The 15,540-nt window shown below is 35.9% G+C and carries 15 protein-coding genes; 12 read left to right on the forward strand and 3 right to left on the reverse strand.

Annotated elements, in window-relative coordinates; genetic code table 11:
* Positions 1-150: 150 nt before the first annotated feature.
* The 3 genes from hrpB to ADICYQ_RS14215 form a co-directional block, all read right to left on the reverse strand.
* Positions 151-2,625 (reverse strand): ATP-dependent helicase HrpB, encoded by a 2,475-nt coding sequence (gene hrpB, locus ADICYQ_RS14205; protein WP_020891603.1) that lies wholly within the window; start codon positions 2,623-2,625, stop codon positions 151-153.
* 178 nt (positions 2,626-2,803) lie between these two features.
* The gene (locus tag ADICYQ_RS14210; RefSeq protein WP_040416349.1) at positions 2,804-3,313 is read right to left on the reverse strand and encodes a DUF2911 domain-containing protein; all 510 of its coding nucleotides are present in this window, start codon (positions 3,311-3,313) and stop codon (positions 2,804-2,806) included.
* Positions 3,314-3,388: 75 nt separating this feature from the next.
* A complete protein-coding gene (locus ADICYQ_RS14215) occupies positions 3,389-4,534 on the reverse strand; it encodes a Gfo/Idh/MocA family protein (protein WP_020891605.1) in 1,146 nt (381 codons plus the stop codon).
* A 512-nt stretch (positions 4,535-5,046) separates the two neighbouring features.
* On the opposite strand from ADICYQ_RS14215, the gene ADICYQ_RS14220 reads away from it, so the two are divergent.
* From ADICYQ_RS14220 to ADICYQ_RS14275, 12 genes are all read left to right on the forward strand, one after another.
* Entirely contained in the window at positions 5,047-5,568 is a 522-nt protein-coding gene (locus tag ADICYQ_RS14220; protein WP_040416350.1) for a helix-turn-helix domain-containing protein, read from the forward strand.
* Positions 5,565-6,314, forward strand: coding sequence for a glycosyltransferase family 2 protein (locus ADICYQ_RS14225; RefSeq protein WP_020891607.1), 750 nt, complete (start codon positions 5,565-5,567; stop codon positions 6,312-6,314). Before ADICYQ_RS14220 ends, ADICYQ_RS14225 begins: the two co-directional genes overlap by 4 nt.
* Before the next feature lie 183 nt (positions 6,315-6,497).
* On the forward strand, positions 6,498-7,229 hold the full coding sequence (locus ADICYQ_RS14230) for a GNAT family N-acetyltransferase (protein WP_020891609.1): 732 nt from the start codon (positions 6,498-6,500) through the stop codon (positions 7,227-7,229).
* A 27-nt stretch (positions 7,230-7,256) separates the two neighbouring features.
* A complete protein-coding gene (locus tag ADICYQ_RS14235) occupies positions 7,257-8,222 on the forward strand; it encodes a hypothetical protein (protein WP_146946843.1) in 966 nt (321 codons plus the stop codon).
* Positions 8,223-8,228: 6 nt separating this feature from the next.
* Positions 8,229-9,149 (forward strand): O-fucosyltransferase family protein, encoded by a 921-nt coding sequence (locus ADICYQ_RS14240; RefSeq protein ID WP_020891611.1) that lies wholly within the window; start codon positions 8,229-8,231, stop codon positions 9,147-9,149.
* Between the two features lie 3 nt (positions 9,150-9,152).
* Entirely contained in the window at positions 9,153-10,385 is a 1,233-nt protein-coding gene (locus ADICYQ_RS14245; RefSeq protein ID WP_020891612.1) for a hypothetical protein, read from the forward strand.
* Between the two features lie 211 nt (positions 10,386-10,596).
* Positions 10,597-11,466, forward strand: a complete 870-nt coding sequence (locus tag ADICYQ_RS28720; RefSeq protein ID WP_235114668.1) for an ABC transporter ATP-binding protein — start codon at positions 10,597-10,599, stop codon at positions 11,464-11,466.
* The gene (locus tag ADICYQ_RS28725; protein WP_235114669.1) at positions 11,378-12,202 is read left to right on the forward strand and encodes an ABC transporter ATP-binding protein; all 825 of its coding nucleotides are present in this window, start codon (positions 11,378-11,380) and stop codon (positions 12,200-12,202) included. Before ADICYQ_RS28720 ends, ADICYQ_RS28725 begins: the two co-directional genes overlap by 89 nt.
* A gap of 246 nt (positions 12,203-12,448) precedes the next feature.
* Positions 12,449-13,126, forward strand: coding sequence for a sulfotransferase (locus ADICYQ_RS14255; protein ID WP_020891615.1), 678 nt, complete (start codon positions 12,449-12,451; stop codon positions 13,124-13,126).
* A 4-nt stretch (positions 13,127-13,130) separates the two neighbouring features.
* Positions 13,131-13,748, forward strand: coding sequence for an acetyltransferase (locus tag ADICYQ_RS14260; RefSeq protein WP_020891616.1), 618 nt, complete (start codon positions 13,131-13,133; stop codon positions 13,746-13,748).
* 309 nt (positions 13,749-14,057) lie between these two features.
* A complete protein-coding gene (locus ADICYQ_RS14265; protein WP_020891617.1) occupies positions 14,058-14,702 on the forward strand; it encodes a class I SAM-dependent methyltransferase in 645 nt (214 codons plus the stop codon).
* 444 nt (positions 14,703-15,146) lie between these two features.
* Positions 15,147-15,527 (forward strand): hypothetical protein, encoded by a 381-nt coding sequence (locus tag ADICYQ_RS14275; protein WP_040416354.1) that lies wholly within the window; start codon positions 15,147-15,149, stop codon positions 15,525-15,527.
* Positions 15,528-15,540: the final 13 nt, after the last annotated feature.

Consider the following 15,540-nt stretch of genomic DNA (forward strand, 5'->3'; position numbering starts at 1 on the left):
ATCAAATGAGGAAGAGAATTAATGGTGATTTTATCTGTTTGATTTGGATATTTGTGAAGTTGTCAAGTAATTGAAATTCTCTATTTAAGTTATAATGGTACGTTTGCCATTCAGTTAATGCTTGGCAATCCAAAACGTTTGGCCCAAGTTTTATGATTTCCTTCTAACCCCTTTTACTGCCTGGGCTTCCCATGGGTTTTCAGGCCAATGATGCTTCGGATACCTGCGTTTTAGTTCTTTCCTAACTTCGTGATAGGTGTTGTCCCAGAAACTTTTTAAATCTTGCGTTACTTGAACTGGCTTAAAACCGGGAGATAATAAATGGATGAGCAATGGTATTTTCCCATTATTGACCTTGGGTGTTGTGCTCCAGCCAAAAAGCTCTTGAAGTCTTGCTGCCAAAACAGGTGGTTCACCATCCATACCATATTTAATGGATAAAGCGGATCCACTTGGGAGACTTATTTTCTCTGGAGCAAGGCCTTTAATTTCTTCCTGTTGCTCATAATTAAGACTATTTTTAAGGATAGTAGCAAGAGGCAATTTTTTAATTTCAAAGCCAGATCTTACGTCTTTTAAATACGGTGAAAGCCAAATTTTTAGGGTTTTTAGCAACTGGGCTGTACTAAAATCGGGTAAGGATTCAGGTCCATTCCAGGCACGAAGACTCATAATCCTGTGCTGTAATTGCATGAAATCATCATCAAAGGTAAGCCACTTCCCTCCCTGCTGGGCAAGCATGTCTAATAGGGTTTGTTGCATCAATTGAGGGTCCGGATTTTGAATGCGCTTTTTCTGTAGGACGATTTGCCCGATTTTCAATTCTTCGACAGCTTGCAGCGATGCTTCCTGCTCATCCCAATATACCCTTTGGGTGGATTTAACCATAGGTCTGAGGTCTGTGGGAGATAAAGGTGCTGCCATAAATATTTTACCCATGCCTTTCCTTTCATCCATTTGAGCGATAGCTAGCCAAGGTTCATGGGCCAGGTCATCCTTCTTGTCCATGCTGGCGATTTTACCATTTGCCAATTGAAACTGAGCCTGGTTAGCAGGTCTGGCTGAAGCGATTCTCTCCGAAAAAGCTTGCGCTATCAACATCCCTGTAGCATAGGGGTCTATAGGCTTATTTTCAGCTTTTATTCCAAGTATTTGTCTGTAAGCTTTCGCAACTTGCTCAATTTTTTTATAGGTAAAATGACTTGAAGAAGTGGCCCTATACCTTCGAAGTCCTTCTATTCTCAGGTTGATATCCAAACTTTCTCCTGGAGGTAGTGGATCTTTTTCTTCTAACACTGCCGCAAGATCTGTTGCCAGTCCCTCAAGACCTAAATCCTGACTGTATACCAGTAAATGTGCAATTCTGGGATGGCAGGGGAAATTATGCAGGGCAATGCCATGTCGAGTGATTTTCCCTTCTGCTATTGCTCCCAGATGCTCCAAAGTGCTTATAGCTTGTGACCAATTGCCTTGTGGGGGAGGCGTAACCCAGCTTAATTTTAATGGGTCATTAATGCCCCATTTATAAAGTTCAAGCGCCAGAAAGGTAAGGTCAGTTTCTAAAATCTCAGGTTGCCTGAAAGGAAGCAATCTTTCCTGACTTCCTATGGACCATAACCTGAAACAAACCCCTGGGCTTAATCTACCAGCCCTTCCTGTTCTTTGGGTAGCCGTATCCTGGGTGACAGGTATGGTGACAAGCCTGTTCAATCCCGAGTTGGGATTAAATCTACTGGTCCGCATATATCCGCCATCTATTACGATTTTTATCCCCTCAATAGTGAGGCTGGTTTCTGCTATTGCGGTGGCCAAAACAATTTTTTTCTTTCCTTCGGGGTGGGGAAATAGCGCCGCTTGTTGTTGATTGAAAGCCAACTGGCCATACAGTTTATTTATAGCAAGTTGGGGATACCTTTGCGTTAATATTTGTGCGGTCTTATTTATTTCTCCCTGTCCAGGCAAGAACACGAGCAAATCTCCATCATGCTCGCTAATTGCTTCTTCGATTGTATGGCTGATACTTTCCGGTAAAGCGTATAAATCAGTTCCTTCTCGATAATTGATGGTCACAGGAAAAGCCTTTCCCATACTTTCGACTAAAGGCGCCTTAAGGTTAGTGGAAAGGTCTTTGCTATCAAGTGTAGCTGACATTATTAATAATTTCAGGTCTGGGCGAAGTACTTGTTGGATTTCTCTGCTTATGGCCAATCCAAGATCTGCATGAATACTTCGCTCGTGAAATTCATCAAAAATGATTAAACCTACCTCTTCAAGCGCATTGTCTTGTTGCATCATTCTGGTTAAAATCCCCTCAGTGATGACTTCTATCTGAGTTTGTTTTCCCACACAAGTATTGAACCTTACCCGATAGCCAATTCTTTCTCCTACCTGTTCATTTAGGATTTGAGCCATGCGCTGCGCAATACTAATGGCAGCAAGTTTCCTTGGTTCAAGCATTAATATTTTCTTTCCCTGAAGCCATGGTTCATCCATTAAAGTCAATGGAGCAAGCGTACTTTTACCAGCACCGGGAGGGGCATGTAACAGTAGGATAGGAAATAACTGAAGTTGTTTTTTTAATTGAGGGATTACCTCTAAAATGGGTAGTTGGGGAAATGCCTTCAAGTGTAATTGTTTTTTTCAAAGGTAAAAAAACAAGGCGGTCTAGAAAGTTAATTTCAGTAGGGTGAAATTAGAAGTGACGACTTTTTGCAAAAATTTAGGAGCAGTATTTACTATTTTTAGAAAATAAAGGCAAAAAAAAGAGGTTGAATCTTTAATAGAAACAACCTCTTTTTAATAATTATTTAATGGATGCTTTTGCGCTTCCGTATTCCCATTTTACTTCCAAACCATCCTCTAAAACAGAGTAGGTAAGGTTTTCTGTCAGGCTGTTGGTTTGACTAGAACTTACAGATACTCTCAAAGCATCTTTGCTTTCATCGTATTTGGTTCCCCATTGTCCAGTTTGCTTATTGAAAATAAATGTGCTTGAATTTTCTCCTGGAATGATAAAGAAACTGTACTTTCCTGCCGGTAATTTCTTACCTTCTACTTGAATGTCTTTGCTGGTTTCAATCAAAGTCGCTTCATTTGCTCCAGCTCTCCACACTTTTCCCAATGGAACAAGATCACCAAAAATAGTTCTTCCTTTGACAGCTGGGCTACTATAGTTAACGGTTATTTTCGCACCATTTATAGTACCTACTGCAGTTTTAGCAGGACTAGCTTTTTTCTGAGCATTGGACATAAAAACTACTGATAACATCAGTAAAGTCGATAGGCCTAACATTTTAATAGTTGATGATTTCATTGTTTGGTTAAGATTTAGGTTAAAATATTCGAACAACAATTAGAAACGTTTAAATCCAAAATTTGTTTAGCATCATCAAATTTTTACCCAAGCCTGTTTTTTATGGCTTTCGATAATACGTTCACAAATCAACAATTCCCTATGGCCATCGGCAAAAGTAGGATAGCTTGGGTTTTCTGGTTGCTTGCCTTCTACTACGGCAGCGTATACCTCCTTGAACATTTGCTTTGAAGTGTCAGGGAAACCTTCATTGTGTCCTCCTGGAAATCCTATAAGTTTAGCTGCTTCAGGACTGAACAAAGAAGGGTCTTTCATCAGTTGTTGGTTGGCAGTTTCTCTTTTACCAATCCACATTTCATTTGGCTTTTCGCTACACCATTCAAAATTGGCTTTGGATCCAGCTATTTCAATGTTTAACCTGTTCTTTCTTCCAGCATTGACCTGACTGACAGTTACTGATCCTTTATTGCCATTGTCAAACCTTAACATGACGGTGGCATGGTCTTCAGTATTAATTGGAACCTCTGCATAATCAGATTCATCCAAGCTTTTACCGCTATAAGTCTCTATGGCTTTAAGCGGTTTTAAACGTGTTTTATGGACTGTAGAAAAGTCAGCCATCACTTCTGTGATTTTTAAACCTGTAACATATTCGGTTAAATCCAAAAGGTGAGACCCTATGTCTGCAATCGCTCTTGAGTCACCTGATTTATCAGGTTCCAAACGCCAATTGTAATCTGTTTTTAAGAACAACCAATCCTGTAAATAGGAACCCATGATGGAATAAATGTCTCCTAATTCACCGCTTTCCCTCATGGTTTTCATTTGTCTAACCATAGGATAATACCTAAGGTTAAAATGCACAGCATTTACCAATCCTGTTTTTTTAGCGAGCGCAACTAGTTCTTCAGCATCTTCGATTTTGGTGGCAAGTGGCTTTTCACAAACCACATGTTTTCCTGCTTCTAAAACTGCTTTGGATTGGCTATAATGTAGGAAATTTGGAGTGCATATATGTACCACTTTAATTTCCTCATCCTTTAGCATGTCTTCGAAAAGCATGGCCTTTTCTATCCCTAACTGGGCTGCCTTTTCTTTTGCCAGTTCTTCACTAACCTCACAAAGGGTAGCGACTTCAATATTAGGGTTTCTTCTTAGGGCTTCAATATGGGCAGGGCCTATAAATCCTGTGCCTACAACCGCTACTTTGATTTTTTCCATAAGGTTAATATCTTCGGTTTATTTAAAAGGTTAGCCCTAAAGATAGAGGGTACATTTGTATTTTTCAATGGTTCCTTGCTTTTACCTGTATTGTTTTTTAAGCCGGTTTAGGCAATTGGGTTTACCAGGGTCAAGGTAATCAATAGAAAATCAATCGATTTAGCGATGGAGAAATAGCAAGACTATGTTAGGGATGGAAATGGTAATAAAGGGGTGGGCATTGTATTGATCTAATTCACAAAACGAAGATAAAATGCCTGTTTCGGGCCAGTTTAATTGTGTCAATAGCATTTAAATTTTGGCTCAAATGAAATTTTTTATTCTAAAATTTTCAATAAAACTTGTGAAATTGTTACGATCGAGTAATTTTGTTACTCCCACGATGTGTGTTACGTGGCGAAGCTATGAAGGCGTACCAGTGCCCTATGATTAAGTGTGGCTATATTTGTTTTTTGCTTCTAATAAATTGCATTTTGTATTAAGTTTTTCATTCCTACGATTTTGACGCTATATTGTTAGACGCTCTTATTACTTCTAAAACACGCATAAAGTTATTGGTGAAATTTTTTTCGAATTCGAAAAACCGAGGATATTTGAGAGGTTTGGCAGAAGAATTTGGAGAATCCACAAATTCTATAAGAATCGAGCTTAACCGGCTTACAAAAGCAGGGTTACTCAGTTGGGAAAATGAAGGGAAAACCAAAAGTTACCAAGCAAATGAAATTCATCCACTTTACCAAGAACTCAAAAGTATCGTAAGCAAATATTTAGGTTTCGATACTTTAATTGAGCAAGTTGTTCAAGGGCTGGGGAGTGTAGATAAGGCAATAATCCAAGGGGATTATGCAGAAGGTAAAGATACTGGAACCATAGAATTGACCATAATAGCAAGCTCGATTGATTTGGATTACCTTGATTTTTTAATCAATAAAACCGAAGAAAAGATCAATAGAAAATTAAAAGTGAATGTTTTAGAGAAAGTACCTAGTGAGGGTGTGGTAGGTTTGTTGGTTTATGAACAAGTGCAAGAATGACCGACCCAAAGAAGGTATACCTTTCCGTTGTAGTTCCGGTGTTTCAATCTGAGGCAGGGTTAAAAGAATTAATTGATAGACTAAAAGTCGTTTTGTTTTCAATTAGTTCGGAAGTTGAATTGATTTTGGTGGATGACGGTAGCAGTGACGGAAGCTGGGGTATTATTGCTAAAGCTGCTTCAGAAGATTCCTTTATAAAGGGGCTGCGGTTTAGCCGTAACTTCGGACAGCATCATGCCATTTCCGCAGGCTTAGATTTGGTTCAAGGCGAATGGACTGTTGTAATGGACGCAGACTTACAGGATCTTCCCGAAGAAATACCCATGATGTTAACCAAGGCCCAGTTTGGTTATGATGCGGTCTTGGCAAGAAGAACGGGAAGAAAAGAGGGTTGGATAACGAAGATTTTATCGGTTGTTTATTACAGGGTATTTTATTTTATGTCTGGGATCAAGCAGGATCCAAGTATTGGTAATTTTGGTGTTTATCATAGAAAAGTGATTGATAGCATCCTGAAGATGAAAGAAAGCAATTGGTATTTCCCTACCATGGTTCATTGGGTGGGTTTTAAACAAAGCACTTTTAATGTAACGCATGGTAAATCCACCAGCATTAAATCTAATTACATTTTCAGTTCTAAATTTCGATTGGGATTAAATACCCTGCTTGCCTTTTCAGACAAACCGTTGCGGTTAACCGTAAAATTAGGGCTGTTGGTGGCTTTTATTGGTTTTTGTTTGCATTGATCACTATGTTCCGCTATTTTACAGGGGCCATAGTAGTACAGGGTTATGCAAGTATGATTGTATCTCTTTGGATACTCTTTGGCTGTTTGTTAACAACCATCGGAATAGTTGGACTATATGTTGGGAAGACTTTTGAAGGGGTTAAGAAACGTCCACGTTATATTGTAGATCAGAAAACTTGATATGATAAAATTCCTACCTTTTGACACTTCTTTATTTGGATACAGAGTAGGCAAACTTCAGTTGGGTAGATGTCTTCCAGATTTAGATAGTGTACATAGCCAAGCTGAAGATTTTGATTTGATATATGTAATGGGCAAACCCGGATTAGTCAAATTAGGGGGCTGGTCTCCCATTAGTACTCGGGTTGATTTAGTCAAGAATATTATAAAATCGGATTTAGTTAAGGTGTCTGATTTTCATGAAGAAGTTGAGATTTCAGAAATGGTTATTTCTGGAAACCTTTCTACTTCGGATAAAAAGGAACTTAGAGAACTTGTTTTTACTAGCGGTCAGTGGTCCAGGTTCAAACAAGATTTGCTATTGGAAAATCAGGAATACGAAAAGTTGTACAGTAATTGGTGGGATACTATCAAAACAGAAAAACATAAAGTGGTAGTGGCAAGAATTTCCGGTAAACTAGTAGGGTTTATTACTTTTAAATTACTTCGAGGAAGAGGACATGTAGATCTTTTTGCCGTTAAAGGCAGTGAACAAGGAAGAGGAATTGGCAGACAATTGATGCGAGAGGTGTTTGTTAATCTTAATGCCTGCGGGTTTAATTTGTTAGGACTATCCACCCAGAAGGCCAATGAAAGAGCCATGGATTTCTATAAAAAAATTGGTTTTCACCCTATTAAAGAAACACTGATCGCACATTGGCGACCAGGTTTAAAACCTCAAAAGGTCCACTAAGCCTTGCCTGCTAATTTTTATGAGGTAATGCCATATTCTTCTAAGGTGAAAGAAGACTGGAAGAGAGTTCTTCTTAAGGCTACCAATGCTACATTAATGCATGACAGGGCGTTTTTAGCTTATCATCCTACTGGTAAATTTCAAGATTGTTCAGTAATTGTATATAAAGATAACGCTCCAGTAGCAGTATTTTCTGCCCATAGGGAAGGAAAGCTGGTTTATTCCCACAAGGGCTTAAGTTTTGGCGGGTTGATTCATACGCCTTGCTCTTTTAACCAAAAGCTGGAATGTTACAACTCCTTGCTGAGGCATTTTGATTCATTGGAGGTTAATAGTTTACAGATAAAGGAAACGCCTTCCATTTACGATGTTAACCATGACGAGTCTACAGCATATATAATGCATTTAGCTCAGGCCGAAATTATTCAAATGGAGCTTTCTTTGGCCATTAAATTGCCCTTAAGGGTAACCAATAAAGGAAGAAAAGCCAATATAAAACAGGCCAATCTAGCAAAGCTAGAAATCATTGAATCCAAAGATCCCGATTTATTTTGGGAGGAATTGCTTCTGCCAAATCTTGATAATAGGTACAATAAAAAACCAACCCATTCTAAAGAGGAGATGGTGTTTTTAATGAAAAAATTTCCTCAAAACATACGGCAATTCAATGTTTACAAAGAAAATCAGGTTTTAGCTGGCGCAACAGTATACTTTACACCAAATTGTCTACATACTCAATACCTGGCAAGCAATAAGCAGGGGAGGGACCAACATGCCTTAGATGCCCTAATCCAATACCTTTGTGAAAATTTTGCTGGGAAAAGACAATTTCTTGATTTCGGTCATTCCAATGAAAACCAGGGATTAAACATAAACAGGTCCCTTTTTAAGTGGAAGGAAAGTTTTGGTGCCAGTTCAATTGTTCATAGACATTATCAGGTACCCGTCAGAGGTTGGAAAAGCTTGGATAACCTATATAATTATTCCATTTAGTGATTTATGCCTAAAAGGTCTTTGGTATCAGAGAGTAGGTTGAAACAGTTGCAGCAGCAAAATGCCAAATACATTATTACTTGTTATGAAAATGAATTTTTTTGTGAAAATCATCCCGATGGAAAATGTACTCGTGGCTTTTTTTCCTTGTTTCTACAGGTTGTTTACGGTATAGGTTTTGCCAAACGGCATGGATTGCCATTTTATGTAGACTTTAGCAATTTAATTTATCCCTACTCTTCAAGAAAAGGGGGAGATGAAGCTAAAAACTTTTGGGCGGAGATTTTTATTCAGCCTTTACTTTCAACAACAGATAAACCGATAGTTAATCAGCAGTTCGAAGTATATCCATTGCGTATCTGGAATAGAAATCATCTTCGACAATTGTATGGGTTTCTGAATTCAGGGATCGAATTTAATGGAGCATTAAAAGCTAGAATAGAAGAGATCAACATAAAAATGGCTAAAGTGAAGACTTTAGGGGTTCACTTTAGAAAAACGGATCATTTTTTAGAAGTGAGACCAGCCAGTGATGAAGCATTTTTTAAGCAGATAAAAAATAAAATACCAGGATATGACCAATTATTTGTAGCTACAGATGACAGCAATTTATTGGAAATATTAAAAAAGAAATTTCCAGGAAAAATTTGGGCACATGATTGTGTCAGGTCTAAAGGATCTTTGTCCATCCATCACAATGAAGAGCATAAGGATGGATTGCTATTAGCCAAAGAAGCCTTGCTGGATTGCATAACCCTTTCCAATTGTGACGAACTTATTTTATCGCCTTCAAACCTCTCTTATACAGCCTTGGTCTTTAATCCTGAAGTAAAGTATACGATTATTGAAAGCAAGGTAGCTACTTGGAAAAGGTTAAAAACCTTACTGGGCTATCATTTGAACAGGTTGGGAATTAGAAAATGGTAGGGAATGATTGAAATCTATCCTGAAATAGTCAAAAGTGAAAGTCAATGTCCAAGGTGTTCAGAGTTACAAAATTCAGGAGGAGCGCTTTATTTTCAAGGAATTCATGTATTGAGTAATTGTACCTGCCAAGCCTGCGGTTTGGAATATTATGCAACATTACCGTCAGGCCATTCATCACTCTTTCCTGTATCGTTTACATTGGATAAAAATTACCAACAATTCGATAAAGAAAATGCTAGTTGGATGGCCATTCCACTGCTTGCTTCTATTGGCGACAATTTGAGTGTTGAAGGGAATTTTCAGATTTATAATCAAGGAGAAGGGAAGGAATTGATTTTGATTAATTGCCTGGACGATTGCTTTGGTCATGTGTTTACCAAGGTTTGGAATGTTTATTTGGAGAATGGCAATCATCCAGAAAGTACTATAGCTGTTTTAATACCAGAACAATGTAAATGGTTATTGCCTTCAAATGGGGTGGAGATATGGACTGTAAACTTAACTCTAAGCCAAATTCAGTTCGGGATTAAAGGGTTGGACGCCTGGGTAAAGAGCCAATTTAGCAGGTTTGGTAAAGTATACTTGCATCCTACTCCCATACATCAAAATCATCAGCGTCTGGATTTCCGAGAGATTTTAGGTGTAGAACCATTTAATTTGGATCAGTTTAATAGTTCTACTCCGTTGATAACTTTCGTCTGGAGAGATGATAGGTTTTGGTTGGCTAACCGATTCCTCTATTTTTTGCGCAAACTTTCAAGAAAATTTAACGTAGAGAAGTTATTTGCGCCACTTTTTATATGGCGGCAAGCTCATTTATTAAAAAAGCTGATCAAAAAAATAAAACAAAAACTCCCTAGTGCTAATTTTTCGATTACTGGTCTCGGTAAATCAGGTAATTTCCCAGCTTTTATAAAGGATGAGAGAAATAGTGTGATAGACTTGCAGGTAGAAGACAAATGGAATCATATTTACAGGAAAAGTCATGTTATTATTGGTGTCCATGGGTCCCATATGTTGATACCTTCTGCATTAGCTGCTGGTTTTATAGAAATCTTACCTCGGTATAAAATAGACCATTTGACTGAGGATATTGCCCAGTCACATAACAGTAGGTTAAGCCATTTTTTAGGCCGGTTTGTAGATGAATATGCCGGATCAGGTTTGATTTCCAGACATGTTGTAAGCATGGTGAAGAAATTTGACTTTGTGAAGCGAAATATTGAATCAGTTTAATGCTTAAAAAAATGAACTTTTAATGAAAATAATCAAGGCAATAATAAAAAAATATTTTTATTACTTCTCGTACTTCTATCAAATAGTTCGTGGAAGGCTTTTTATTGCTTTTGGGCTAAGTATGATGGTAGCCTTGATGGATGGGCTAGGGCTTACCATGTTTTTACCTTTGTTAGAAATGGTAGATGGAGGGAATGCCAGTGGTGAGGGTATGGGCAAGCTTGAATTTATTCTTGAGGCGATGGGAAGTTTAGGGATTCCAATTACGGTTTCTGCTATTCTTTTGATAATGGCCTTCTTTTTTATATTTAAAGGAGTTTTAAAGTTTATTGAACAGTATTATAGTGTTTTAGTTAGAAGGTTTTTTGTGCGAAAAATTAGATTTTCAATTGTCGATTTATTTGAAGACTATTCCTTCAAAAATTTCATTAAACAAGATTCTGGAAGAATTCAAAATACTGCTACAGGTGAAATAGAAAGAATTTTAATTGCTTTTAATAGCTATATGTATGTATTACAAGCCTTTTCAATGATATTCATTTATGTGGCAATGGCTTTTAGTGTAAATGTCAGATTTTCACTTTTCGTGATGATTGGTGGTGTGCTTTCAAATTTTCTTTATTCGGCCATTTACAAAAGAACGAAAATACATTCCGTAGACGTTTCAAAAGGGAACCACTATTTTCAAAGTCTTTTAATTCAAAAAATAGCAAATTTTAAGTATTTAAAAGCGAGTGGACTTCTTTCAACCTATGGCAATAAGCTTAGAAGTCAAATCAATGCAATTGAGTACCATTATAGAAAGCTAGGTTTATTTTCTTCTATAATAACAGCGATTAGGGAGCCGATTATTATTGTAATTATTGTTGCTGTTATCCTTTTTGAGGTCAATGTAACGGGGGGAAGTATTTCTGGAATAATATTGAGCTTGTTATTTTTTTTACCGATCTCTAACCTATTTATTGGCTCTTCAGGCTTATTGGAATTCGGTTATGGCAAATTATGGTTCTTTAGAAAATATAAAGGAATTCAAAAAAGAATTAAAAGCAGGAAGGGAGTCTCAGGGCAAGATAAAGGTTGAAAGTTTTCAGAAGGAAATAAGGTTGGATAATGTGAGTTTTGGTTACGGTGAAAAGAGGATTTTGAATAGTGTTTCTTTTGCTATTGTTAAAGATCAAGTAATAGCGATTGTTGGAGAAAGTGGATCGGGGAAGTCTACCCTGATGAATATTTTGGCAGGTCTTTTTTTACCGGATAGTGGATTAATTACTTTAGATGGAATTAACATGAAAGAGATTGATAGAAATCACTTTCAAAAGAAAATAGGCTACATTACTCAGGAACCTGTCATTTTCGATGATACTATTTATAACAATGTTAGTTTTTGGGATAAAGATACAGATGAAAATCGAAAAAAATGCAAAGAAGCCCTTAATAAGGCATCAGTTTTAGAGTTTGTTGAGTCCTTGGAAAATAAAGAGGATAGTAGACTTGGAAATAATGGGGTTATGGTAAGTGGAGGACAGAAACAAAGGATATCCATTGCTAGAGAGCTTTATAAGGGTATAGATTTATTACTTATGGATGAGGCCACATCTGCTTTAGATTCTGAAACCGAATTAGGAATTCAAGAGAATATTGACAAGCTCAGGGGACAAGTAACTATAATAATTATTGCCCATCGATTATCGACAATTAAAAATGCTGACCGTATCCTATTATTGAAGGATGGGGAAATACAAGCTTCTGGCGATTTTGAGGAATTGGAAAAACATTCTATTGGGTTTAAAAAGATGGTTGCTTTGCAAGGTTTTTAAATAATAACAAAAAAAATATTAATAATTTGTAAAGATTTTTCAACCCTGGAAAAAAAATATGAATATTCTTTTTCCAGGATGATCTAGATGTTGCACTACAAGTTGTAATCTAGTTAAAAAAAAGATTTTATTTGGATCAAGGGAATGATATATGAATGATTTAAATTGTTAAAAGTTGAAGTTGTTGAATTGTATGCTTCTTATCGTTTTTTTGTTCTATGTAACAATATATATTTGAATTAACTAATGACATATTTCAAGGGTGAATTAGTGGGTATTTTTAATAGTTTAAGGGTACTGGGTAAGCCTAAAATCTTTTGTATTGGTTTTAATAAAACAGGAACTACTTCGCTAAAAATACTTTTCAGAGAATTGGGATTTGTGGTAGGGGCACAGCATGAGGCCGAATTCCTACTTTCTGAAGTTGAAAGGGGCAAATTTGATGGTTTGTTTAAACATATTAATAAAGCTCAATTCTTTCAGGATTATCCATTCAGTGTCCCCAATACCTATAAAGTTCTCGATGAAATGTGTCCTAGTGCTAAATTTATTTTAAGTGTTAGGGATTCTCCCGATGCATGGTACAAGTCTTTGGTCAAATTTCACTCATTAAAATTTAATAACGGGAACTTGCCAACGGTAAAGTCCTTGAAGGAAAATAATTATATTTATAAAGGATGGATTTGGGAATTTTTGACCAAGGTTTACGGGTTTGAGGAAGATAAAAAATTATATAACAAGGAAGATTTGACCAAATTATACATTAATCATAATGAGGAGGTAAAAGACTACTTCAAAGGAAAGAAAAATAAGTTGATTGTTATTAATCTTCAGAATAATGAAGGGGTGGAAAAATTATATAAATTTATAAACATCAAATCTTCAATTTCTCAATTTCCTTGGGAAAATAAATCTAAATCTTAATTTTATGGTAATTGCAGGAGCAGGAGGGCACGCATTAGAAGTTCTAGATGTGTTAATATCAAAAAATATGGCTTCAGGCGTTTTATTTTATGATGATTTAAGTACAAATACATACTTTCAGGAAACCTACCCAGTGGTTAAGAATAAAGAGGAACTCAAGCTGCGGTTTGAAGAAGACCCACATTTTATAATTGGGGTAGGAGATTGTAAGGCTAGGAGATATTTTCATGAACTATTTGAGTCATTGGGAGGCATACATTTAGCTATTCATGCAAAATCATCTATTGTTAGTGATTTTGCCCAACTAAATCAAACAGACGTTTTTAATTTTTGTTTTATTGGTTCGAATGTTGTTTCTGGAAAGGGTACCATGATCAACTCTGGAAGTCAAGTTCACCATGAAGTTCAGATAGGCCAATTTTCAAATATTAATCCAGGAGTTCAATTAATAGGGAAATGTCATATTGGAGACAATTGTTCGATAGGGACTGGAGCAATTGTTTTACCCAAGATCAAAATCGGGAATAATGTTACAGTAGGTGCTGGGACAGTAGTTACCAAAGATGTTCCAGACAATTGCACTTTGGTTGGTGTGCCAGGTAAGGTAATCAAAATCGCTTGAAGTTTTTATTTATGAAATTAAAAGAAGATGATAATTATCCCTTGTATGTTAAGTCTAGTGCGTGAAACTGTAATTATACAAACATTGCATGGATCATCTTTTTAGTGGGACATATAGGATATTATTAGGTTACACTAGGCCTAATTCTATGTGTTTTTTGCTCCTAGAAGGAAATGAATTTTATGTATTAGCGGAATAGAGGGATTCAAAAAGGTTTGATTCCTTTAGAGTTTGTATTCATAAAAATTTAATTTTACTCAGTTATAATCAACTCTTACTTTAATAGCTCATTTTAAATCAGACCGCAAATTGAAAAAAGCACTCTACAAATTTATTCATCAAAAAGTATCCAAAGTCCAGAGTAATATTGATGCTACAATACCAAAGTTAAATCTTGAAGAAAAACATATTGTTAACTTGAAAGTTCTTATTAATAGAGAGAAATTATTGGAGAAGCTCCCTAAAAATGGAGTTATAGCTGAAATAGGAGTTAATAAGGGTGAATTCAGTCAAGAGATTCTCAGACTTTCTAAGCCCCAAAAATTCCATTTGGTGGACGCATGGGATTCAGTTCGGTATCATGATGGATTAAGAAATCATGTAGAGTCATTGTTTAAGAGCGAAATAAAAGCTGAAATAATTGAAATTCACCAAGGATATTCTATTGAAAAGGCTTCAAATTTTAAGAATGGTTATTTTGATTGGATCTATATTGATACAGATCATTCCTATCAGGTAACGAAATCTGAGTTACAGGCCTATAAGGACAAAATCAAACCTGATGGAATTATTTCAGGCCATGATTATTCCCAAGGCAACTGGGGGAAAATTCTCCGTTATGGTGTTATGGAAGCCGTTCATGAATTTTGTATCCAAGAAGATTGGGAATTGATTTATTTTACTATTGAAATGAGTAACAACCCTAGTTTTGCTATAAGAAAAATTCAAAACTGAGGATTAAATATTATTTTACGCAGTTTTCATTCTATCCATTACCTACGAAAGAAAATCATTTTCAATATGCCTTTAGATCGAAAATATATAATGGACAATTTAGCCATATTTGAATTTCCTCATGTTCCATCTTGATTTAGATTTTTTAAGAGGCCCTGAAAAGGTATCCAATCTCTAATATTAAAAGAAAATCTCCGAAAAGGAGAACAGCTTGTTGGAAGTTTGGGCGTTTATTTTAGTTGCTTTTGAGAGATATTCATTTTTAAATATTACGAGAAAATTGAATCTTTATGATTATATGAAAATCATACTACATTTGGTGGAGGATAAAAAGTTCCTACAAGCATCTATAAATAAATTTTCAATTGATCCTTCAATTCGAAATATTTTTATTTCGATAGGTAAGTTAAAATATGACAAAAAGGATCAACAATTATTATATCCTTGCCTACTATAGTTATCAATAAATTTATCAGATTTATTCATTTCTTTGTAAGGGGGGTAGTAATTCATGGTTTTGGTAATTCATTTTTCAATGTTCAATTCAATAAGATTCACAATAAAGTTAAAATATTGGGGATTTTTTGGGGGTTTGACCTTTATTCTATAAATGGTTCAAAAGAAGATTTTCTTATGCCAGAAACTATAAAAATGAATAGGGGAAGTCATAATTTTTCTAAGAAGTTTGGTGAGAAAAAATTTATTGAATTTATTAATCAAAGAATTGACTTTGTATCAACGATTGTTCCATCAGAAAATAAATTCTTAATTCTCATTTTCCTAAAGCTAATTTTAAATTCACTTGGTTTAGCTATTTTGATCTAGAAAATGATGTTTT

The organism is Cyclobacterium qasimii M12-11B, assembly GCF_000427295.1.
In the GTDB taxonomy this organism is placed as follows: domain Bacteria; phylum Bacteroidota; class Bacteroidia; order Cytophagales; family Cyclobacteriaceae; genus Cyclobacterium; species Cyclobacterium qasimii.